We start from the raw sequence: 21,741 nt of genomic DNA, 5'->3' as shown, positions 1-21,741 counted from the left end.
ACTCAGCATTGGGCTGGAAAAGCCCTGTCGCATTCGAAAGGAAAGTGGCTTAAACGAGCACTTGGGGCGGCAAAAAAACGGGACAGGTCCAGATCAGGGTTCTTGTTGATGGGAGTTCTGTGCTGCTATGGACGGTTTCCGAGGCGCTAAGGTGATTTTGGGCTAGATCTTACTTCTCTGCCATGCTAGGCATGTGAAAAAGAGGGTCGTCGAGTGAGAGCAATTGATCTTTATGCCGGGGTCGGAGGTTGGGCCGTTGGATTAAAGATGGCAGGTATTGAACTGGTCTGCTCGTATGAGTGGTGGCAACCAGCCGCCGACACACATCGAGCAAATGGTCAGTCGACGGTAAAAGTCGTGGATATCCGCAAATTAGAGATGAACGAATTGCCCGACGAAATTGATCTGGTCGTCGGGAGCCCTCCATGCACACAATTCTCGTATTCGAACCGAGGTGGCTCTGGCGACATCACGGACGGGCTCAAAGACATAAAGTGCTTTTTTGAGGCAGTGCGCGCGCTAAAACCCACCCATTGGGCGTTTGAGAATGTTCCCCGAGTGAAGAAAGTCCTTGAGACTGAGCTTTCTGAAGGAAACGCTCTGGATGAGTACAGCGACCTTCTCGAAGAAGCAAACATCGAGATTTTTGATATGGCGAACTTTGGAATTCCCCAAAGGCGCAAACGCTGTATCGTTGGCAATTTTGATTTTAAACTTCTTCGATCTTATGGAAAAAAACTTCCGGTGCGAACTTTAGGAGATGTTGTCAGCAATCTCGCACAAAGTGTCGATCCATGTTTTCATAGCCCAACAAAACTAACAGTTTCTGATAATGAAAAAGAAGCAGCCCTCAGTTGGGAAGAAGAACGTTTCAACAGGGATATGAAGGTTGCACATCCCGTTTATAACGGAATGCCTTTCCCTGATCCTCTCGACCGAACTAGTCGCACGGTTACAGCTACATGCACACGCGTCTCTCGCGAAAGCCTTGTGATCCTTGATACGGAGACGCAAAACTATCGGCGCCTTTCGGTGCGGGAAAGAGCTTCGCTGCAGAGTTTTCCAGCAACTTTCCAATTCTTGGGAAAAAGTCATGCTGAGAAGCTCAAAATGGTGGGCAATGCGATCCCGCCGATTTTCACTTATCTAGTGGCGGAGGCAGTAAAGGGTACTAGCTGTGACGAGCTCAAACTGCCGTCGAGCATCGATGCAAATTCGCTTCTCTCCAAAGCTACACCCATTGAAACCACGCCAGATACAGTTGGCAGAGTGTATCCCAGCGGAAGGCGATTTAGATTTGCCATACCCAATCTTCGTTTCAAAAGCGGAACTCGTTTCGAGCTGGCGAACATAGATGGCCCACAGCAATGGGGAGTAGGTTTCTATTTTGGGGACTCGAAACGCATTGAGCGACGGAACTTTCAGACAGACAAGCTACTACAATCTGCATCATTGATATCTGAAAATATTACTGCTTTTGTTTGGGGTCTGCAGCAACGAACGATTTTAGAACTCAAAAACTACCAGTTGTCGACACTTCAGTCCACATGGGCCAGGGAGGCAAACGGTACACATCCATTTGATTTCATCGATGCTTTAGGCGATTTAGCAGATCAAGCTATGTCGAGCGAGTTGTATACGTCGCTAGCTGTAGAAGAGGCTCGGTCACTAGTTTACGCCGAACTTTACGGTGCAGAAACCGAAGCCGGTCTTGCAAAGAACAAGATAACTTCGTTGGTAAAGCCGATTACCGTAGGGATGACAATCGCGGCGACTGTCAATGGCGCACTCAACCGGCCAAAAAATAAAGAAAAATTTGCTGCTGAATGACTATTTGAACAAGGATTGCGGCATACCAAGGAACAGCATTGGAGTTCGCCCCGCATCACGCCGATGGATACGTTTTTGCAGTTGCCTCCAGTTCGTAGTCGTACCACCAAACTTGTTAGCCTTAAAAACCTCAGCACTCGCTTGCGCGAAGGTTTTATCTGGATGTCGTTCACTAGCTAAAATAGCTTTTGCTTGAGCATTGGTAGGGAATGAGAACTTGTCTCTACCTCGCTCATCTGTGAAATGTTTGTGCAGTTTGTCGAAGTCGTCGAGTTGCTGAATTTCCCACCGCTCAAAGTAGCTGGTGATCATCTGCAAAAGACTATCCTCTAAATTCTGACTGCGCGTGACTATGATCCCCAGGTCAATTACATTTAGCTCATACAAGCGCCTAATTGACTGAAAATCCCTGTCAAAGAACTCGTCCTTGTTGTTCCACTCAATCTCTAGCGCAACAACCTGACCGGAAGTGTTCTTTTTTAGATGATCGATCTCATGAGAAGTCGAACTCGATACAATTGGGTCGAACTGAGACTGAAACTCGATCGTGTTGCTTACGGTAATATTGTTTTTCCACCAGTTGTTTTCGTTCAATGCAGCAGTCAACTCTTGCGTTTGGTCCGCTAAGCCGCCGCCTCGCTTGATTATGCTGTTTTCAACTGAAAAGTCTGACGCGGTAAGTATCTGCGCCAATTCTTGGATTTCATTCGAAAACTCTTCTCGCACAATAACATCGGCGAAATTGATGGATTGAATTTCCCAGTCCATCTCCTCTAATAGCATCAACCCAGATTTTTTACTCAAGGCTCAACCCCCAACAAAATGAGGGGTACGGGAGGAAAGGTTCGACCTTGCCTTACGATCTCGTGAAGATGTTTTTCATAATATGGGGGGCCGCTAGACATCTGTTCCTCAAGTACTTTCGTGGGAACAATCTCAATTCCCAGATCAATTCTGTCGTGCATAAAGTCGGCAGTATGTTTGATGAAGAGATCAAATTGCACAAAGGAATACTTGCCAAACTGCACTTCAACAGAAACACGGTCCTTGCGAAAATCTGCAGAGTTATACGTCTCAATCAAAGGACGGCCCTCTGCGGTGAGGTATTCACGTTGCGCTCGAAAGTCCAACTTTGAGAGTTTGCGATTTGTGTCGGCATCGTCGGTTACGTAGTAGTAGTTTCGGCCCGCCTTATCCCACTGCCTCTTCCCAAACTCGGCACGGAATGCATCATTCATGGCGTCCGGGCTATAAAGTAGCTTGTCTAACGTCCTTTTCTCTTTGGACACCTTGGTTTTGCAAGCCTCCGCTTCGACCGAAGCAATCACGTCCTGAATTTCGTCCCAGTAGTCCGCGTGATGATAAACCAACCACTCAAGACCATTGTAGTGGGAATAGTGTGCAGCGAGCTTCATCGACGAAAAAAATCCTTAGTTTGCTTGGTAATGCGTGCCGAAATGTGGTTTTGCCGACTATTTAGTTTTTGGCGGGTTTTTTGGCGGGTAAAATGAAAAAACTCGCAATTATCCGCTAAAAAACAAAGGTAAGTGGCGGAGACGAAGGGATTCGAACCCTCGAGACCCTTCCGGGCCTACTCCCTTAGCAGGGGAGCGCCTTCGACCACTCGGCCACGTCTCCGCCGACGGGTATATCCGTGCAAGCAACGGAAATACAAGGTCAATTCCGCAAAGTTTGGTTTTTTTTACAGATCTGTCCGAACTCTTTGAAATAGAACGGAATCGCGCCGGTTTGCATCCTCCATTGGCAAGACTTGGTTCACTTTCTTCAGACCCAATGCAGTTCGTAATATCCTTAGAATCGCGGGCCTTGCCTGTGGCATCTGGCCTGATGTGCGAGAATTTGAACGTGGCAAGTCTACAGCGGAGTTCAAGTGCTCGGTTGGCTTTGCAACGTGGAACCGAGTCACGAGTTTTTGCGTGATTGCGTTCCGTGCGCCAGTGCGAATTCAGCAACTTATTGAAAAAGCATAGAAAACACATTCTCTTTTTGGAAGTCACGATCCGGTAACGCCGTGATGCGATTCGTTCCTTCGTCGATGAGGAGAACATCATGTCGCAACATACCGTTCCGTCTGAACCATGGCAGAACCCTGATGAAGCCAATCAAAAGGTAAGCCGGGGTCGGCGCCGTTTGAGTGTGTTGGCGCGTTCCACTCAGGAGGTTTTCAAGGATCACAACGGTGAATCGGACCTTTTTGAAGGGACATGGCCCACGAATTTCTCGAAGGGTTTGCGTCATGACGTGAACGGGATTGTCGACGCGCAGGTCTATACCGAGTTTCTGGAAGAAGTGGCTGATCCGACCTGCACCGACAATCATGGCAATCGGTTGGCGTTGTTCGACACGCCAGCCTACTCCGGGCCCTTCCGCACCGCGCCATCAGAGGGTGGTGAATTTAGGTGGCGTGCGTGGGAAGGGCCAATCCTGGGCCATCGGCTTGGTCTCAACGGATGTGACGCGGGGGGGTTGGGAATTGCACCCGCGCCCCGGCTTGGATCGGATGAGTTGGCGGCGGAGATGGCCGAGATTTACGCGATGGCCTATCTGCGGGATGTGCCGTTCGAATCCATCAGGGATGGTGTCAGTGATGCGGCCAACGTGGCGGGTGCCCTTTGTCAGATGGAATGGTTCCGTCGCGATGGCAGCCCTCGGGACGCTGATGGCGCAGAGATTGGAAAGGTTTCGGCGGCGCGGCGGGTTCGGGACGGTGGCGGCCTGACCCCTCAAACCCTGTTTCGCGGTTGCTCGCAGGGCTGTGCACAGGGACCGTATCTGTCGCAGTTCCTGGTACAAGGCCACGATCCACTGACAGCAGATCAAGCGCGCCGACAAAAGCAAAAGCTGACGCAGGCAATGGCCGTCGGGGCTGTTCCCTTCGGCGCTTTGAGGATCGACCAGAAAATCCAGCCGCAGGCGGCGGGCGTGGACTATCTGCGGGATTGGGCTGAGTGGCTGGACGTTCAGAACGGGGCGGACACGACGGCTGAACAAGCCTTTGAGAGCGAGGGAACGAAATTCATTGAAACACCGCGCGACCTTGCCTCTTACGTGCATTTTGACAGAATCTATCAGGCTTTTTTCAATGCCTGCCTGCTGATGCTGGGACAGGGCACGCCGACAGATGAAGGTTTGCCCGAGGATGGATATGCCGGTGTGCGTGATCCAGGCTCTGCCTGCGGCGGCGCGCACGTACTGTCCCTGTTGACGGAAGCCGGGGCACGGGCCCTGAGGGCCGCGAAACGCCAGACGTTTCAGGTGCACAATCGTGCCCGGCCTGAAAAGCTGGGCAGTGTTACGAGTTTGATGGCGAACGGTCACGGCGCAACCCTTGGCGCGGCCGAGCCTTTTGCCGCGACCCATCTGGGAAAACTCGAAGCGGCGGCAAGCGAAGGTTTCAGCCTTATGGATGCAATCGCCGCCTCGCCTTCGGTGAAGCGGTTTGCGCATAACGCCATTTCCCATAAGGGCTTGCCGCGAAATGACCGTAACTTGCTGCTGCCGGTTGCTTACCCCGAAGGGTCGCCAATGCACCCGTCTTATGGGGCGGCTCATGGTGCCGTTGCCGGGGCATGCGTCACAGTGCTCAAGGCTTTCTTCAGAACGCACGCTTTGGATGGATCACGGGTGTCTTTGGCTGCGGCTGGTCTGCCTCGGGTCCTTGTGCCAGCTGCGGGGGGTAAGACCCTGATCGACTCGACCCGACCGGAAGACAGTGCAGACTGCCTGACGCTAAATGGCGAGCTGAACAAGTTGGCTGCGAATATTGCACTTGGGCGCAATCTGGCAGGGGTTCATTTCTACAGCGATTATTTTGACAGTATCCGGATGGGTGAGCGTATCGCGGTCGGAATACTGGCAGAGCATATGGCAAAATCACCGGCGTCATCGAAAGTGTCGCTGGAGACCTTTGACGGCGATCATCTCAGCATCTCGGGAAATCGGTCTTCTGGCAGTGAAATCCACGTAGCCAATAGTTCGCCTGAGTTGTGGTGGACCCGCCATCTGCCAGAGCAGGCAGGTTGGGGCGGATGAGGTTTCAGATTTTTTCGGAGGAAGATTTTTCATGATGCTTCCGTGCCCGTCAACGATGATGATCTCTCGAACCAGGCTGGAGCTGCCGTGGCAAATATTGATGGCGGATCAGCCCTGCGTTTCAGATACAGATCGGTGTTCCTCGATGGCCGTTTTTCAATCGCCAGGTTGCGCCGATAGGGGCGTGAGTGAAGCTGCCCTGTCGGACTGGAACTCGAGAATTGAAGGAATCTTCAATAGCAATGGAGTGAGCCCGTTCCTGGTCATGGACCCAGACGACATCGTCGATGGTCAGATATCGACGGGGTTTAAATGGTCTGCCAACCCGCGCGAGCCTCGGGATTGTCTGGGCGAGGAGTTGGCCGCCAGCCTTTCGGATCAGGGTTGGGCAAGCAGGGCTGAGCTGCACAATGAATTTCTGGAATATGCGCTGATTTTACGGCCCGATTCCGAAGGTAAAATGCGGCCGAAGCGCTTTGTCGCCACGACCGAACTGATGGAGTGGTGGAGAACCATGGCAGTGTTCGATCTGGATCACTTCCTTTCGGTCGTCGAAACCGTATCTAGATGTTCATATTCCTGCGAAGAGTTGTTCAGGGTTTCGCGAGCAGACTGGTGCGCATTGGACGTGCCTCAACGCATCGCTCGTTTTCACAAAAGACTGGTGGGAACAGATTTTGCCCACCCACCAGAGCATCCGTTGAATATCGAACATGCTCTGTTCATGATCAGAGAGACGAACAGCCTGAGCGACCTGATCGCCATAATGCATCTTTCCTCATTCCCCTATGTTGTCGGCAATGGTGAAAACAGAAGGCCCGCGCGGCTTGATGAAGTGTTACATTTTGCCGACCGGAAGGATTTGTATTGTCGCCATGCGGGATCTGGGTTGGCGGGTGAAGCCCTTGATCTGGCCTTCTCCAGGGGCACAGCGACACCGACAGGGCGCGCGATGGCGTTCGCGAATCCTCTGGGGCTTTATATTCGGGCGTTTCACATGTCCGAACTGTTCGTGGATGCGGTGAATGTGCCGACAGATTGGGTGCGTTATCCGCGCGGTGAAGCGGGAATGCCCATGCGCCTTGAGTTCGGGCCGGGCGACGATGATCCGCGGTTTCTGGACGATATCACCATGGGAACAGGGTCGACCGCACGGCCTGCGTCGGGTTATGCGCTTGCCGGCCTGATCGAGGTTGGCCCTTTGATAACAGTGGCGGCCAATCCACGCGCGATCACAAGGGTCGAATTTGTTGAAGTCCCGCCTGTTGATCCAAGCGATATCGTTTGTGGACTGCCGGAAACCCAACGATGCAAACAGATTTCTGAATTTGCGGACCGGACCGAAACTGAGGTCTTTGGCAACGTAGCGCCAACTTGCCAATTCAGTCACTGAAAAGGTTTCAAACCGGCACGGCTTTGACAACGGGCAAAGGTATTTCCGGCGCGGTCATATCGAATATGGCAATCGGGCGACCGGCAGCGTTGGCCGCCGCTGTCAACACAGTCATCAGCGTCGGGTCGGGACTCTGCCAGGCGTCCACATCGAAAGAGGATGCCGGAGTTGTCGGGCGATCGGTTCGCGCGCCGCGATACAGTCGGAACAAGCGCGCCTGTTCCTCATTCATCGCGTCATCTGTCACGCCGGTGTGGTCAAGCGTCACCATATTGCGCCAGGACACAACCGCTTCGCATGCCGCGTGCCAGACACCTGTCGCCAGATCGGCGGAAAAAGCCGTTCCATAGGTTGGTCGCCCGCCATCCGCATCGGCGCAGACCGCACGCAGTAGCAGGCCGACGCCCGAAACCATGCGAACGTGAACGCTCAGATGACGCAGGTAGGTGTTCAGCCAGCGGGTCAGATCACGCGGCAACGCTGTTTCGGGCAACACTTGGTCGAAACCGCGTGGTCCAAGCGCGTGTTCCAGGCATTCAAATGCGGCCCATAACGCAGCGGCCTCATGCGTTGGTCCGGCTGCGGCCCCCTTCGACGTGATCTGCCCATCGCTGCCCGGCGCACCCAGAGCAAGGGCATCATTTGGCAGAACATGCGTGGCACCATCCGATGAAATCAGGCTTTCGCGGGTTTCGGGCGAATCCGCGCTGTATTGCAGCGCATAACGTTCGATCGCTTCGAAACCCGAAAGCCGGGCGGCTTCGTTCCGGTTACGCGCTGTGCCAAAGGACACGCGATGTTTCATTGCGCCAGCGGGTGGCACTGTTCCGTTTCGCAAATTGACCATGCGAAAGGCGGTGTGGATCGGAGCACCTTTGGGAAATTCAGCAAAAGAAGGTCCGGAAATAATCCCTGCGTTTTCGGCCAGTTCAATCAGCGCGTCGGTCATTTTTGTTTCCGGATAGGTATGTAACGGGTTATACAAATGGTTGTGGTTGTTAAGAAAGGACTTTTAGTATGGCTCGTTTGACTATTAATCCGAAATACACACTTAAGGATCTTGGGTGTGAAGTTCTGAACGCCGCCCGGAGCAACGCGCTGGGGTCACAAGAGGGTCGCGACGCGGCTGAGCGGCAGATTCATGAAATCCTTGCTGATGTCGGTAATCCTGCGGTGGAGTTTGTTTATGATTCCAAGAACAAGGTTCATATCGTAATCCCTGATCTGAGCGATAAAGAGCCAGACCCAAATCCCGATCACGAGTCATGGTGCTGCAAGCTGGCCTATGAAGCGATGGGTGGCATTGTCGTTTATGGCTGTGGTTCCTGATTGCAGTATCTGAACTTGCCTGAGGAGTTTATTTGAGTAAGGCAAAAACCAAGATATTCCTGACCGGTCCGTTTCAGGTGATTTGCAACGACGGCCAGGATGCAACACCACGCGGCACCAAGGCGAAAGCGCTTCTCGCCTTGGTGTTGTTGTCTAAGAATGCTGTTCGCAGCAGGGCCTGGCTGCAAGACAAGCTTTGGAGCAAAAGCTCACCCGCGCAGGGTGCAGCTTCGTTGCGCAAGGAACTTAGTGTTCTGACCAAGCATCTGGCCGGGTTCAAGCTGGAGTTTCTGGACATCGGGCGCGAGAATGTCTCCATCGACCTGAAAGCGCTTGAAATCGATTTGTTTGATGAACCGCTTCAACCGGATCGCGCCGAGCTTCTGGAAGGGTTGGATGTTGCAGACCCGGAATTTGAAGACTGGTTGGCAGTTGAACGGCAAGCGTATTGGGACGTTGGTTTTGATGAAAATGCGCCTGTCCCGGTTGGCGCGCGCTTTCCATCCCATTGGGGGCATCAGAGACCTGCAATTGTAGTCGAGCCGTTTGAAGTAATTGGTGACGATAACAATATCAACGTTGCGGCGGCGTCGATACGGGACGAATTGCTTTTCCTCTTGGGTACGTTGTCGGATGTCATCGAATTGCGTGATGCGCGCAGGCAAGAAGGGCCTGTCGACGGCTATATGCTAAGCGGCAGCGTGGTAGCGGCCGAAGGACTGCGGGTGGCGGCACAATTAACATCAACCGTGGATCAGGTGTGCCTATGGACCGAACGTTTCCGGTTTCGGGAAAAGGATACGTTTGACGCCGTTGAAGAAATCGCAATGAAAGTTGTCGAAGCGCTTCAACTACGGCTGCGGGATGGTCACTGGTCCGACATCTGGTCAGCACGCGCCACATCCACCGAAGTTTGGACGGCATTTCAGAATGGTCGCATTCAGGAGAGCCTTACGACCAAGGACGGCCTGTTTCGTGCCATCCGCCAGTATGAGGTCTGTTTGCAGCGCGATCCGGACTATCTGCCTGCGCGGATCGCTGTCGGATTCTGCCGCCTGGATCTGATCCGGTTGGGCATGGAAGATTCGCCGGAAAAAACGCTGGCTCTGGTCGATGCCGACTGCGCCGTCATGCGTGAAAAACACCCGGCGGATCCTTATTGCGCCGCACTCGAAGCGTTTACCCACAGTGTTGCTGGCCATACTGCCGAGGCTTGCCAGCTGATGCGCAAGGTACTTGAGAGGTTCCACAGCAGCCCCGAATTGCTGGGCTATTATGGTGTCTTGTTGATGTATGATGACCGGCTTGAGGACGGAATAGCCACGTATCGGCAGGCCCTCGCGTTAACGCCGCACCCGCCGATCTGGATCGAGGCGAACCTGTCCATGACCCTTGCCCTCTCCGGAGACAAGGCAGCATGGCAGCACGCGCATAATGTCTTGCGAGTGGACCCCGGCAGCGTGCGGGCGCGGGTTGTGTTATGCATGTTGTCCGCCGCCGCTGGCAACCAGTCACTGGCACGCCGGCACGCCCGTCGCATCCTGGAATTGCAGCCCGGTTTCACGGCAGAGCGCTGGGCCTGGCCGGGCTGTTTCAAAAACAGAAAATACTATGACGAAGGTGCACGACTGTTGGCCGAAGCAGGTCTGTGATGGCGTCTAATTGTCGTCCAGCACTTTGCGGGCGACGCGGAAACACTCCAACGCCTGCGGAACGCCGCAATAAATCCCGACCACGTGGATGATGGCGCGTATTTCTTCTTTGGTCACCCCGTTGGTGATGGCACCCCGGCAGTGGATTTCCCATTCATGCATCTTTCCCAGTGCTCCGATCATGGACAGGTTCATCATCGACCGCGTTTTTGCGTCGATCACGTCATCCCCCCAGCCAAAACCCCAGCACCAGGCGGTCATGGCTTCCTGAAACGGGCGGGTGAAATCATCTGCTGCTGCAAGGTTCTTTTCCACATAGTCCGCGCCCAGTGTATTCTTCCGTTGTTCCAACCCTTTCAGGAACAGGTCTTCGTCAAATAAGTCGGCCATTACGGGTCTCCGGTTTGTCAGCGTGTCAGGCGGTGTTTGTATGCGGGATCGTAGTGTGATTTCATCCGGTGGTGCACCTGTATACCCGGTCCGGCATGTCCACTATGTCGATATACCCAAGTGCTTTGGGCAAAATCCGGTCAATTTCGCAAGGGTGCCAGTCCTTGGGCATCAGCGTGGTTGATCTACCCGCTCAAGGGTAGGGCAAGCAGGTTATGTCTGCCTGGGGTGGGTTTCATTCCACGGCCTCGCGCATCCATTGTTGCAACTTGGCGATTGAGTGTTCGGACATCACACCGCAGCCCGGATCCAGCACCAGCGGGCCGGGGCAGTAACCACGGGATCTGAGGCCGCGATGCACGGATTCCACAAGCCGGATGTCTTCTTCGACCGTTGTTTCCCTGTCCTGAACGGCCAGTTGCCGGATCACCGCGCTTTCCGAACCACCTTCAGTGTACCAACCGCGCCAGACGGTGCAGTGATCCGTGTCATTTGCGCGCCAGTGATATGTGTTCAGCACATTGCCCGGATAGCACTGGAACGAAAACATCGGCCACAGGAACCAAGACTGGTAATCGCCCGCATGAGGCACCGACAGGTCGATTGGGTAAGTCATCTTGTCGAGGCTCTGACATTCGGTCGTGTGGCGCAGCACGAAACCGCCGCCTGCATCGGGTTGGATGTCGTAGGTTTCGGGCTTGACGACACCTTCAGCGAAAGTCGGGTGGTTGCTCGGGCAGTGATAGCATTCCGAATAATTCTCGACGCTGACCTTCCAGTTGCAGTGTTCCGGAATCTCGACCCATTCCAGCGGCTCGAGTTCGTCGATATGCGGGACGAATGCACGGATTTCCTGCCGTACTCCGGGATACCAGTCATCCATCGGGGCTGCCTTGTCGTCGAGATTGACGAAGATGAACCCATTGAAGATTTCGGTCCGGACCGCCGTCAGGCAGATCGCACTGCGGTCAAATCCGGGGACGGATTTGATATTTGGACCCGCGCGCAACTGACCTGACAATTCATAGGTCCACGCGTGATAGGGACAGACGACAACGCGGGTGTTGCCTGTGCCCGAGACCATTTCATGCGCACGGTGCTGGCAGACATTATAGAAAGTGCGAATTTCGCCATCGCGCCCGCGAATGCAGAACAGGTTTTGCCCGGCAATCTCGAAGGCAAAGTAATCTCCTGTTTCCCGAACCTGCGCGACATGGCCTGCGAACTGCCATGTTCGGGCCAAAAGCCCCTGCATCTCCTTCTCGAAAATGGCGGGGTCGGTATAATATCGCGCGTCCAGTGAGTGTGTCAGCGGTGCGTTCATTCGGGTTCCTCCGCATAGATGCCAAGCTGATGGCGACGACGATGGAAACGTTCGACCCGTTCGACGATCTCGTCGCTGGATACCGCGATCACGAAAGACAGCAGCGTTTCCAGCAGCGCGATGGTCGAAACGGATGACGGGAAAAACTGTGGGGTATCTGCTGCGACGACAAACCCGTGATGGGCGTTCCGGATCACAGGGCTGGCCGGACTGTCCGAGATACCGATGACAGTCAGGCCCTGCTGACGTGCCAGTTTGACCGCCTCGATCACTTCGGTGCGGTAGGGATGACAGGTGATCGCAATCAGCACGTCCTGCTCATCGGCCCAGGCCAGATCGTCCATTGGGGTTGAACCGGGGCGGGGGATTGCATGAAACTGCTTCATCCCGGTCGAAGCCAGATAAGTAAAGTTGCGCGCGTTGGAGTTGTTGACGCCTACGCCGAGTGTGAAAATCTGGCGAGAATTCCAGATGATTTCGGCAGCAGATTTCAGGCGGGTCGCGTCGATCCCTGCAAATGTTTCCTCGATATTCCGGATTGCGGCACCGATCATATCGGCATACAGCCCGCCCAATTCACCGGATTTGCCGATGTCCTGAAGCCATCTGGCGCGGTCTGGAAACGACACGCGCCCTTTTCGGATCGCGTCGCGAAAGGGTTCGCGAAAATCTTCGTACCCTTCAAACCCCACTTGCCGCGCCATGCGCACGAATGTGTTGGGCTTGACCTTTGCCGCCTCGGCAATTTCGCGCACGGTTGAAACCCCTACATCCGTAGGGTTTTCCAGAACGTAACGCGCGGCTTTCTGCGCCTCAGGGGTCAGGGCGTCCCACTCTTCGGTCAGGCGATCCAGAACAGTTGATGATACATTTGTGTCATTCATGATTGACGATGGTACAAATGTGGAATTAGCCTGTCGAGCAGAAAAGCGACTCGGGAAGAGGAAAAATCATGTCCGGGAATGAACTGCCGTCACACGCACGTGTGGTCATCGTCGGAGGCGGCGTCATGGGCGTTGGTCTGGCCTACCATCTGGCCCATGAAGGCTGGGGCGAAGAGACTGTTCTGCTGGAAAAGGCCGAGCTGACCAGCGGCAGTACATGGCATGCGGCGGGGCAGATTACGCATTCAACCTCAAGCTTTGGTCTGGGCAAATGCGTCGATTATAACATCGGTTTGTATTCCGGCCTGCTTGAGGCGGAGACAGGTCAGCCTGTCACATGGCATGGCTGCGGCTCGTTCCGCCTTGCTTATACCGAGGATGAGATGGATTGGCTGCGCCACACGCTGTCGGTGGGCCGGTCGCTGGGCTTCAATATCGAACTTGTCGGTCCCGAGAAGGTGGCCGAACTGCATCCGTTTTATAACCTTGAAGGTGTTCTTGGCGCTCTGCACACGCCGGATGACGGGCATGTGGACCCGACAAACGTGACCATGGCGATGGCAACCGGGGCACGCCAGAAAGGCGTGCGCATCTTCCGCAGTTGCCGGGCGACGAACATCACGCAGGGCGCAAACGGTGAATGGATTGTTGAGACCGAACGGGGCACCATCACCTGCGAGCATGTGGTGAACGCAGGAGGCACCTACGCGCGCCAGATGGGCGAATGGTCCGGGCTGCAACTGCCCATGACGTCAATGACACACCATTATTTCGTGACCGAGCCGGTGCCGGAATTCCAGAACCTGGACAAAGAACTGCCGGTGATCCGCGATGACCGCAAAGTCTCGGGTTATATCCGGATGGAGCAGCAGCGTGGCCTGATCGGAATATACGAGAAAGAGAATCCGAACTCGGTCTGGCATGATCATTGCCCGTGGGAGTACGAGAACTGGTTGTTCGACGCGGATTATGACCGGGTAATGCCATGGCTAGAGGAAAGCCTGAACCGGATGCCGATCTTTGCGGAACTGGGTATTCAACGCGATGTGCATGGGGCGATTTCGCACCCGCCGGACGGCAACCCCCTGATCGGGCCTGCTCCGGGTGTGCGAAATTACTGGTGCTGTTGCGGAACGCAGATCGGGATCGGTTGGGGCCCGGGTCTGACCCGAGAACTGGCGCGCTGGATGGTGCATGGGGCTGCCGATATCTCGATGCGGGATTTCGATCCGCGCCGCTTTGGCAGCTATGCCACCAAAGACTGGCAGGTGACCAAGGCGGAAGAAGATTATTGCTTGCGGCACGAAATCCCGTTTCCACACCTCAATCGACTTGCAGGGCGTCCGATCAAGCCGTCGCCACTGTACGAGATGCTGAAATCCAAGGGCGCGGTACATGAAGAGGTCTATGGCTTTGAGCGCCCCCGCTGGTTCGCCCGCGATGGTGTGGAACAACGCGATCACTATTCCTTCCGCCGCACTCCTGCCGACGACATGGTTGCGGCCGAGGTCAAAGCAGTGCGCGAACGTGTCGGCATCATGGATGTCACCGCCTTCACCAAAGTCGAAGTATCGGGGCCCGATGCCTATACCCTGTTGGATCGGATGACTGCTAACAGGATGCCGCAAAAGGTTGGCTCGATCACGCTGACCCATATGTTGAACCGTCGTGGCCGGATCGAGTTAGAGACAACGATTGTCCGCATGGCCGAAGACCGCTTCTATCTGGTCTGTGCAGCGTTCTTCGAACAGCGCTTGCTTGATCATCTGGCGCATCATCGCAAGGGTGAAGTTGTGCAAATCACCGCGCTGTCTTCTGATTGGTCGGCCTTGTCGCTGAACGGTCCCCGATCACGCGAAGTTCTGGCGCGCTGTACGGATACCGATCTGAGCAATGCCGGGTTCCGCTGGCTGTCAGCGCAGGAGGTCACAATTGCCGGTCATAAACTCTGGGCGTTTCGCATGTCTTATGCGGGCGAACTGGGTTGGGAACTGCATATGCCTAACGCTGCCTGCCTTGATGTCTACAATGCGCTATGGGCTGCGGGCGAAGCGTATGGCATTGCGGACTATGGCAGTTTCGCCATGAACGTGATGCGGATGGAGAAGGGCTTCAAAGGGGCAGGTGAGCTGACCAACGAGGTCACTCTGGCCGAGGCTGGCGTGCTGCGCTTTGCCCGAACGGACAAGGATTACCTGGGCAAGGACAAGACGTTGAACACCGATTTGCCATGGATATGTGCCTATCTGCAAATCGAGCCGGATGGCGAAATTGACGGCCATGGAGGCGAGGCGGTGATGCTGGACGGGCGTGTCATAGGCTCGACGGCTTCGGTCGCATTCGGCCACACGGTCGGTAAGATATTGGCCTTTGCATACATCAAACCCCAAGCAGCAAAAGTGGGAACCGAATTGGAGGTCGTGATTCACGGCAAGCCGCGTCCGGCCCGAGTACTGGATGAGCCCGCCTACGATCCCGACAGCCTGCTGCCCCGCACAGACGCATTAGTGGAGACCGCCTGATGAGCCTGCCCGCCACAATGAAAGCCATGGTCACGATGGGCCATGGAGGTTTAGAGCAGATAGTTTGGCACGATAACTGGCCGCGTCCTGAACCTGCGGAGGGTGAGGTGCTGATCAAGGTTGCGGCATGTGGCCTGAACAATACGGACGTCAACACGCGGTCGGGTTGGTACTCCAAGACGGTCACAGCCGCAACGACCGGTGGTGCGTTTGAAGAGGTTGGCGAAGAAGATCCCACCTGGGGCGGTAATCCGATCACCTTCCCGCGAATTCAAGGGGCCGATATCTGCGGGCATATCGTTTCCGTCGGCGAAGGTGTTGACCAGGCGCGTATTGGCGAGCGTGTCATCACGGATGGCTGGCTGCGCGATCCGGTGGAACCCGACAATATGGACAAGACTGGTTATTTCGGCTCGGAACGGGATGGTGGTTTTGCCGAATACGCGACAACTCTGGCGGTGAATGCTGTGGCAATCACCTCGAATCTGACGGATGCTGAACTGGCAACTTTTTCCTGCTCTTACTCCACCGCCGAAGGCATGTTGACCCGTGCCAATGTGACCGGCGAGGATACGGTTTTGGTTCCAGGTGCTTCCGGCGGTGTGGGCGGTGCGCTTGTGCAACTGGCCAAACGGCGCGGCGCGCGTGTGATCGCGATGGCATCCGAATCCAAACACGCGGACGTGGCCAGGCTTGGCCCTGACGTCATTCTGCCACGCGCTCCTGCGAACCTGCGCGAGGCGCTGGGCGTGGAAAAGATCAGTGTGGTCGCAGATGTCGTGGGCGGACCATACTGGCCGAACCTGATCGACATATTGGAACGGGGTGGCCGCTATACCTGTTCGGGCGCAATTGCAGGCCCGATCGTCGAACTTGATCTGCGCACATTCTACCTGCGCGACCTGACCTTCACCGGTTCGACCGTCATTGACCCTCAGGTCATGAAGAACCTCGTAACATACATCGAGGCTGGTGAGATCAAGCCAGCGCTTGCCGCGACATACGCGCTGGAGGATCTCCGAGAAGCACAAGCCGCGTTCATCGCGAAAGAGCACACCGGCAACATCGTGGTGATGCCATGACGCTTGACGATGTTCTCGAAGCTGCCCGTCAAATGCACCATGCGCATCCGGGCCTTGCTGCGTTCGCGCCTTGGCCGGGTGATCTGACCCCGACGGGGTTGGATGCCGCACCCATTCCCGCAACGAGGCTGGTGGCAGCCTTCGATCTTGTTGAAGACACGCCAACCCGTGACTTGATCGCGGCGGTCAATGCGACGGCGCATCTGGCACATTGGAAACATACCTACACCGAAGACGAAGTTGGTGCGGATTTCCTGAACCGATACGGCTATTATGAGCTGTTCGGTCCTACCGGACATTTTCACTCGACCCTCCTGCGTGGCTACATCGCATATTGGGGGGCTGGCCTGAATTACGATTGGCACAGCCATCAGGCCGAAGAACTCTACCTCATTCTTGGCGGAGGTGCGTTGTTCAAGGTCAATGGGAACGAAACATATCTTGGCGCCAATCAAACACGCTTGCACGCAAGCTGGCAAAGTCATGCCATGGTCACCACAGATCAGCAGATCCTGACTTATGTTCTGTGGCGCGGTGAAGGCATGGGTGATCTGCCCCGGATGGATATCGCATGAAGATCAAATCTATCACAGTATTTCACGTCGACCTCCCACTGGAGCATCCATATTGGTTGTCGGGCGGGCGGCTGAAATTCGAAACGCTTGACGCGACAGTCGTGAAAATCGATACCGATGCGGGGTTTGTTGGCTGGGGTGAAGGGACCCCATGGGGCCATACCTATGTGCCCGCGCATGGTCCGGGTATCCGCGCCGGGATTGAAACGATGGCGCCGTTCATTCTGGGCCTTGATCCGCGGCGGGTTCTGGATGTGGAACGGGCTATGGATCTTGCCTTGCCCGGGCACCTTTATGCCAAAAGCCCAATTGATATGGCCTGCTGGGATATCGCGGGTCAGGCGGCGGGCGTGCCGATTGCCGATCTGATGGGGGGTGGATCGCGGACACCGCGCCCGATTGCGTCCTCGGTCGGGGCGAAAACTGTCGACGAAACGCGCGCGGTCATAGAGCGTTACCGCCAGCGGGGCTACATCGCCCATTCCGTGAAGATCGGTGGTGACGTTGAACGGGACATCGCGCGTGTTCGCGATGTCGAGAGTATTCGGCGACCCGGGGAAATCGTTCTTTACGATGTCAATCGTGGCTGGACGCGTCAGCAAGCGTTGCGTGTGATGAGCACCTGCGCGGACCTGAATGTCATGTTCGAACAACCTTGTGAGACGCTGGATGACATTGCTGCAATCTCGGGGCTTCACCCGTCACCCGTTTCAGTGGACGAAAGCCTTGTGACTTTGCAGGATGCGGCCCGTATCGCCCGCGATGGTCTGGCTCAGATTTTCGGAATCAAGTTGAACCGCGTCGGCGGGCTGACCAAGGCTGCACGCATGCGGGATATCGCGCTGGCCCATGGGATAGACATGTTTGTAATGGCCACAGGCGGTACGGTTCTGGCCGATACCGAAGCATTGCATCTGGCCGCGACCATCCCGGATGACAACTGCCTTGCCGTATGGGCCTGTCAGGACATGATCACGGTCGATATTGCCGGGGGGCGTGGGCCTCGGAATGTTGATGGCCACTTGCACCTGCCAGAAGAGCCTGGACTTGGCGTTCATCCGGATGAAAGCACATTAGGTGATCCAGTGGGAGTATACGCTTGAAAATCAACAAGATAACGCTCTGGTCTGTCGATCTGACAAGTCACGAAACGTACCATATGGCCGAAGGCAAGACCTGTGCCACTGTGAAATCCCATGTCCTGAGCCTTGAAACGGACACCGGTCACAAGGGATGGGGTGAGGTCTGCCCGATCCCGCATTACCTGCCGGCCTATGCGGACGGGGTGCCAGGTGCCATTGCTGAGATGGGGCCCGAAATTCTCGGGATCACCCCTTTTGGTGCAGACGCCACCATGCGCAAGCTGGACGGGTTTCTGCAAGGGCATCAATACGCGAAATCGATCGTCGATATCGCGCTTTGGGACCTGTTCGGTCAGGCGGCAGGGTTGCCGGTTTATGCGGTGTTGGGTGGGCGAACGCAGGCGGATATGCCGCTCTATCATTCGATCACCTGCATCGCACCGGACGAGATGGCGCGCATTGCCAAATCCGCTTTTCAAACCGGAATCCGGCAGTTTCAGGTCAAGCTGGGCGTCGAGGGAGATTGGCAGGCGGATGCCGAACGGCTGATCAAAGTGCGCGAAGCCGTGGGAATCGGGCCGTTGGTATATGGTGACTGGAATTGTGGAGCATCGCGATTGCAGGCGACCCGTACCGGGCGTGCGGTGGCACATCTGGACGTGATGTTGGAACAGCCCTGCAAAACGCTGGAAGACTGTGCCGCTGTCCGTCAGGCTACTGGTCTTCCGATGAAAATCGACGAGAGTGCCTTTGATCTTGCCTCGCTTTTGCGTGCGCATGACCTGGGGTGCATGGATGCGGTGGCGCTTAAACTTTCGAAATTCGGCGGATTGTCGGCAATGCGTCGTGCACGGGATCTGACCGTGCATCTGGGTGCCGAGATATGCGCGGAATGCACATGGGGGTCTGACATTATTACTGCGGCTTCACTTCACTTTGCGGCGTCGACGCCGAAAGGTTCTCTGATGAACACGTGCGACTTGTCGTCTTACGTGGCCCCGCGTCTGTGTCCTGATGCACCAATTCGTGAAAACGGCCGGATTGCTCCGCCCGAAGGTCCGGGTTTAGGTGTTGTGCCGGACCTCGATATCCTTGGCACCCCAATTCTGGAGATCGACTGAGATGCTGAAAATCCAATCACAATCCGAATGGATTGCTCGCGCGAACGAAGTTCTACCCGCCGGGGGGTTTGGCAACTTTGATCCGGGCATCATCATCGCCCGTGGTGAAGGCAGCCGTGTCTGGGACGAAAACGGCAACGAATATGTCGATTACCTGATCGGGTCGGGTCCGATGCTGCTGGGTCATGGTCACCCTGAAGTGATGGAAGCCGTTTTGGAACAGCTGCCCAAAGGGATGACGTTTTTTGCCAATAACAGAAAAGGAATCGAACTGGCCGAGGCCATCATCGACGCCGTTCCCTGCTGCGAGCAGGTGCGCTTTGTCGCGTCGGGAGGCGAAGCCGACATGTATGCGATCCGCCTGGCACGGGCTTATACCGGGCGCAGCAAGATCCTGAAGTTTGAAGGCGGTTACCACGGTATGAGCGCCGAGGCGCAGATGAGCCTTGCCCCAAGCCGCAGAGTTAATTTCCCGCAGGCTGTTCCCGACAGCGCCGGTATCCCCGACAGCGTGGCCGAGCAGATGCTTATCGCGCCCTTTAACGATCTGGAAGCCGTCGCTGCTTTGCTGGATGAAAATGACGACGTTGCCGCGATTATGGTCGAGCCTTTGCAACGGATCATTCCGCCAATGCCGGGATATTTGCAAGGCCTTCGAACCCTGTGTGATCAACATGGTGTGTTGCTGATCTTTGATGAGATCGTCACCGGATTCCGGCTGGCTTATGGCGGGGCGCAGGAACGATACAGGGTCACACCGGATATCTGCACTTTGGGCAAGATCACGGGTGGCGGCTTCCCTCTGGCTGCGCTTGGTGCCAGCGTCGAGATCATGAAGCATTTCGATAAGTCGAAGGTCGGGGAAGAAGGTTGGCTGATGCAGTTGGGTACCCTCTCGGGGAATCCGGTCGCCTCGGCCGCTGGGCTGAAGACGATGGAGATTTTGCGGCGTGAAGGCGCGTATGAGCGTTTGCGCGCAATTGGAAAACACTTGCAGCAGATTCAGTCGGACGCCTTAAATGAAGCGGGCATCGCGCATCGGATTTGCGGTGACGAGACTTTGTTTGACATCTATTTCACCAACGCCGAGTGCCTTGATTATCGCAGCGCAAACCACGATGATCCACAGCGCAACGCCACTTATAATGCGGTGCTGCGCGCCCATGGAATCTTCAAGTCTCCGGGCAAGCTTTATCCGTCGCTGGCGATCACCGATGCGGATCTGGAACAGACACGCATCGCCGTCCGTCACGCGGTTGATGCCATTTCCTGAAGGTTGGATGTATACAACGTAAACGGGTCGCTGTTGAGTTCAACAGCGACCCGCTACCTTTGGAAGTCGGGGGTCAGCCTCGCCCCCTCGAATACTGATTAAATCACCGGCAATCTGAAAACTTTTCGATACTTTCGAGACTGACCCGACTTCCTCATCGGTATGTCACTTTAATGCCCGAGAATCTCGGTGGCCACAGTGATCAAGTTCACACTGCCTTAAATTAATTTGAATTTTTCCAATCAAAAAAACCTGGACCCGCCTGTTCCAACAGTTCCGCAGCCATCGTGCGGGCCATTTCCGGCCCGTCTTTGACAGAACCGGTCACTTCTCTGTTCACGATTTCCGACCCATCTGGGCGCAGGACTTCACCGCGCAGCCTTAAGTTGTTTCCATCCAACTCTGCCAGGCCAGCGATCGGAGTTTCGCAAGACCCGTCCAGCGCGGCCAGCAAGGTGCGTTCGGCGGCCAGCCGCCATCCTGTTTCCGCGTGACGAATCGCTTCAAGCATTTCGGCCGCGCGCATATCGTTGCTGCGCCGTTCGATGCCAATGGTACCTTGTGCAATCGCGGGCAGCATGTCATCCGGAGAAATGGCGCTGGCTGGAACCTCGTCCATGCCCAGACGGCGAATGCCAGCCATGGCCAGAAAAGTGCAATCCGCGACCCCGGCTTCCAGCTTTTTCAGCCGCGTCTGCACGTTCCCGCGAAACTCGACCACTTTCAGATCCGGCCGCCGGTTCAGCAGCTGTGCCCGACGCCGCAATGACGAAGTGCCCACAACAGCCCCTTCGGGCAGATCGTGGATTGAGTTAAGGCGCGGCGAGATGAAAGCGTCACGCACATCCTCGCGCGGAAGGAATGTGTCCAGAACCAGCCCTTGGGGCTGTTCAACAGGCATGTCTTTCGTTGAATGCACGGCGATATCGATTTCGGCGCGCAACATCGCCTCTTCGATTTCCTTGGTGAACAGGCCCTTGTTGCCGATTTCCTTCAGCGGGCGATCCGCATCGATCATGGCGCGATTGTCGCCGGTTGTTTTGATCACGACGATTTCAAAGGCCGCTTCGGGCAGATCAAACGCATCGCTCAGGCGTTGGCGGGTTTCATAGGCCTGAGCCAGAGCCAGCGGTGAACCACGGGTGCCAATTCTGAGGGGCGATGCGGGTGTGGGCAGGGTCAAAGTCATGTGCACAGCTTTAGTCGCGTCACATTGCCCTGACAATGGGGG

The 21,741-nt window shown here is 55.6% G+C and carries 18 protein-coding genes and 1 tRNA gene; 11 read left to right on the top strand and 8 right to left on the bottom strand.

The features are described from left to right. Nucleotides 1–213 precede the first annotated feature (213 nt). On the top strand, nt 214–1,830 hold the full coding sequence (locus ACR0M3_RS09035; RefSeq protein WP_480910334.1) for a DNA cytosine methyltransferase: 1,617 nt from the start codon (nt 214–216) through the stop codon (nt 1,828–1,830). Here the strand turns inward: ACR0M3_RS09035 and ACR0M3_RS09030 are convergent, their stop codons facing one another. The 3 genes from ACR0M3_RS09030 to ACR0M3_RS09020 all read right to left on the bottom strand — a co-directional run bounded on the left by ACR0M3_RS09030 (nt 1,831) and on the right by ACR0M3_RS09020 (nt 3,468). Continuing rightward, nucleotides 1,831–2,634, bottom strand: coding sequence for a BglII/BstYI family type II restriction endonuclease (locus ACR0M3_RS09030; protein ID WP_480910332.1), 804 nt, complete (start codon nt 2,632–2,634; stop codon nt 1,831–1,833). Continuing rightward, entirely contained in the window at nt 2,631–3,245 is a 615-nt protein-coding gene (locus tag ACR0M3_RS09025; RefSeq protein WP_480910330.1) for a BglII/BstYI family type II restriction endonuclease, read from the bottom strand. The genes ACR0M3_RS09030 and ACR0M3_RS09025 overlap by 4 nt, the downstream gene beginning before the upstream one ends. 133 nt (nt 3,246–3,378) lie before the next feature. After that, nucleotides 3,379–3,468 (bottom strand) — tRNA-Ser (locus tag ACR0M3_RS09020). A 432-nt stretch (nt 3,469–3,900) separates the two neighbouring features. On the opposite strand from ACR0M3_RS09020, the gene ACR0M3_RS09015 reads away from it, so the two are divergent. Then, on the top strand, nt 3,901–5,883 hold the full coding sequence (locus ACR0M3_RS09015; protein WP_480910328.1) for a phosphatase PAP2 family protein: 1,983 nt from the start codon (nt 3,901–3,903) through the stop codon (nt 5,881–5,883). Nucleotides 5,884–6,148: 265 nt separating this feature from the next. After that, nucleotides 6,149–7,276, top strand: a complete 1,128-nt coding sequence (locus ACR0M3_RS09010) for a hypothetical protein (protein WP_480910326.1) — start codon at nt 6,149–6,151, stop codon at nt 7,274–7,276. A 7-nt stretch (nt 7,277–7,283) separates the two neighbouring features. Here the strand turns inward: ACR0M3_RS09010 and ACR0M3_RS09005 are convergent, their stop codons facing one another. Further along, the gene (locus ACR0M3_RS09005; protein WP_480910324.1) at nt 7,284–8,225 is read right to left on the bottom strand and encodes a YcaO-like family protein; all 942 of its coding nucleotides are present in this window, start codon (nt 8,223–8,225) and stop codon (nt 7,284–7,286) included. 68 nt (nt 8,226–8,293) lie between these two features. Between ACR0M3_RS09005 and ACR0M3_RS09000 the strand changes: the two genes are divergently transcribed. Together ACR0M3_RS09000 and ACR0M3_RS08995 are read left to right on the top strand one after the other, a co-directional pair. Further along, the gene (locus ACR0M3_RS09000) at nt 8,294–8,605 is read left to right on the top strand and encodes a hypothetical protein (protein WP_480482958.1); all 312 of its coding nucleotides are present in this window, start codon (nt 8,294–8,296) and stop codon (nt 8,603–8,605) included. A gap of 32 nt (nt 8,606–8,637) precedes the next feature. Next, nucleotides 8,638–10,257, top strand: coding sequence for a hypothetical protein (locus ACR0M3_RS08995; protein ID WP_480910322.1), 1,620 nt, complete (start codon nt 8,638–8,640; stop codon nt 10,255–10,257). Nucleotides 10,258–10,263: 6 nt separating this feature from the next. Here ACR0M3_RS08995 and ACR0M3_RS08990 read toward each other — a convergent pair whose 3' ends face one another. The 3 genes from ACR0M3_RS08990 to ACR0M3_RS08980 all read right to left on the bottom strand — a co-directional run bounded on the left by ACR0M3_RS08990 (nt 10,264) and on the right by ACR0M3_RS08980 (nt 12,855). Beyond that, nucleotides 10,264–10,647 (bottom strand): carboxymuconolactone decarboxylase family protein, encoded by a 384-nt coding sequence (locus ACR0M3_RS08990; protein ID WP_480482962.1) that lies wholly within the window; start codon nt 10,645–10,647, stop codon nt 10,264–10,266. A gap of 235 nt (nt 10,648–10,882) precedes the next feature. Then, a complete protein-coding gene (locus tag ACR0M3_RS08985) occupies nt 10,883–11,971 on the bottom strand; it encodes an aromatic ring-hydroxylating oxygenase subunit alpha (RefSeq protein ID WP_480910319.1) in 1,089 nt (362 codons plus the stop codon). Next, nucleotides 11,968–12,855 carry a MurR/RpiR family transcriptional regulator gene (locus ACR0M3_RS08980; RefSeq protein WP_480558706.1) on the bottom strand — a complete coding sequence of 296 codons (888 nt, stop codon included), beginning with the start codon at nt 12,853–12,855 and terminating at the stop codon, nt 11,968–11,970. Before ACR0M3_RS08980 ends, ACR0M3_RS08985 begins: the two co-directional genes overlap by 4 nt. Before the next feature lie 68 nt (nt 12,856–12,923). Between ACR0M3_RS08980 and ACR0M3_RS08975 the strand changes: the two genes are divergently transcribed. Genes ACR0M3_RS08975 through ACR0M3_RS08950 form a run of 6 tightly spaced genes read left to right on the top strand, consistent with a single transcriptional unit; the run spans nt 12,924 to nt 20,510 of the window. Continuing rightward, a complete protein-coding gene (locus ACR0M3_RS08975) occupies nt 12,924–15,377 on the top strand; it encodes an FAD-dependent oxidoreductase (protein WP_480910318.1) in 2,454 nt (817 codons plus the stop codon). Beyond that, nucleotides 15,377–16,459: an alcohol dehydrogenase family protein gene (locus ACR0M3_RS08970; RefSeq protein ID WP_480910316.1), complete on the top strand. Its 1,083-nt coding sequence runs from the start codon at nt 15,377–15,379 to the stop codon at nt 16,457–16,459. The genes ACR0M3_RS08975 and ACR0M3_RS08970 overlap by 1 nt, the downstream gene beginning before the upstream one ends. Further along, entirely contained in the window at nt 16,456–17,034 is a 579-nt protein-coding gene (locus ACR0M3_RS08965) for a dimethylsulfonioproprionate lyase family protein (RefSeq protein ID WP_480910314.1), read from the top strand. Before ACR0M3_RS08970 ends, ACR0M3_RS08965 begins: the two co-directional genes overlap by 4 nt. Then, nucleotides 17,031–18,137: a mandelate racemase/muconate lactonizing enzyme family protein gene (locus tag ACR0M3_RS08960; protein WP_480910312.1), complete on the top strand. Its 1,107-nt coding sequence runs from the start codon at nt 17,031–17,033 to the stop codon at nt 18,135–18,137. Before ACR0M3_RS08965 ends, ACR0M3_RS08960 begins: the two co-directional genes overlap by 4 nt. Further along, nucleotides 18,134–19,237: a mandelate racemase/muconate lactonizing enzyme family protein gene (locus tag ACR0M3_RS08955; RefSeq protein WP_480910311.1), complete on the top strand. Its 1,104-nt coding sequence runs from the start codon at nt 18,134–18,136 to the stop codon at nt 19,235–19,237. The genes ACR0M3_RS08960 and ACR0M3_RS08955 overlap by 4 nt, the downstream gene beginning before the upstream one ends. A gap of 1 nt (nt 19,238) precedes the next feature. Then, nucleotides 19,239–20,510 (top strand): aspartate aminotransferase family protein, encoded by a 1,272-nt coding sequence (locus ACR0M3_RS08950; protein ID WP_480910309.1) that lies wholly within the window; start codon nt 19,239–19,241, stop codon nt 20,508–20,510. 223 nt (nt 20,511–20,733) lie between these two features. Here the strand turns inward: ACR0M3_RS08950 and hemC are convergent, their stop codons facing one another. Continuing rightward, the gene (gene hemC, locus ACR0M3_RS08945) at nt 20,734–21,699 is read right to left on the bottom strand and encodes a hydroxymethylbilane synthase (RefSeq protein WP_480486542.1); all 966 of its coding nucleotides are present in this window, start codon (nt 21,697–21,699) and stop codon (nt 20,734–20,736) included. Nucleotides 21,700–21,741: the final 42 nt, after the last annotated feature.

The sequence above is a fragment of the Ruegeria sp. O5 genome (assembly GCF_056535105.1).
Note: the sequence above shows the minus strand (reverse complement) of the source record. Positions and strands in the feature narration are given on the sequence as shown.

Bases quoted from the DNA above. Each gene is read 5' to 3' on its own strand.
- ACR0M3_RS09025 (WP_480910330.1), bottom strand. From the start codon at position 3,245: ATGAAGCTCGCTGCACACTATTCCCACTACAATGGTCTTGAGTGGTTG.
- ACR0M3_RS09015 (WP_480910328.1), top strand. From the start codon at position 3,901: ATGTCGCAACATACCGTTCCGTCTGAACCATGGCAGAACCCTGATGAA.
- ACR0M3_RS09010 (WP_480910326.1), top strand. From the start codon at position 6,149: ATGGACCCAGACGACATCGTCGATGGTCAGATATCGACGGGGTTTAAA.
- ACR0M3_RS09005 (WP_480910324.1), bottom strand. From the start codon at position 8,225: ATGACCGACGCGCTGATTGAACTGGCCGAAAACGCAGGGATTATTTCC.
- ACR0M3_RS09000 (WP_480482958.1), top strand. From the start codon at position 8,294: ATGGCTCGTTTGACTATTAATCCGAAATACACACTTAAGGATCTTGGG.
- ACR0M3_RS08990 (WP_480482962.1), bottom strand. From the start codon at position 10,647: ATGGCCGACTTATTTGACGAAGACCTGTTCCTGAAAGGGTTGGAACAA.
- ACR0M3_RS08985 (WP_480910319.1), bottom strand. From the start codon at position 11,971: ATGAACGCACCGCTGACACACTCACTGGACGCGCGATATTATACCGAC.
- ACR0M3_RS08980 (WP_480558706.1), bottom strand. From the start codon at position 12,855: ATGAATGACACAAATGTATCATCAACTGTTCTGGATCGCCTGACCGAA.
- ACR0M3_RS08975 (WP_480910318.1), top strand. From the start codon at position 12,924: ATGTCCGGGAATGAACTGCCGTCACACGCACGTGTGGTCATCGTCGGA.
- ACR0M3_RS08970 (WP_480910316.1), top strand. From the start codon at position 15,377: ATGAGCCTGCCCGCCACAATGAAAGCCATGGTCACGATGGGCCATGGA.
- ACR0M3_RS08965 (WP_480910314.1), top strand. From the start codon at position 16,456: ATGACGCTTGACGATGTTCTCGAAGCTGCCCGTCAAATGCACCATGCG.
- ACR0M3_RS08960 (WP_480910312.1), top strand. From the start codon at position 17,031: ATGAAGATCAAATCTATCACAGTATTTCACGTCGACCTCCCACTGGAG.
- ACR0M3_RS08950 (WP_480910309.1), top strand. From the start codon at position 19,239: ATGCTGAAAATCCAATCACAATCCGAATGGATTGCTCGCGCGAACGAA.
- hemC (WP_480486542.1), bottom strand. From the start codon at position 21,699: ATGACTTTGACCCTGCCCACACCCGCATCGCCCCTCAGAATTGGCACC.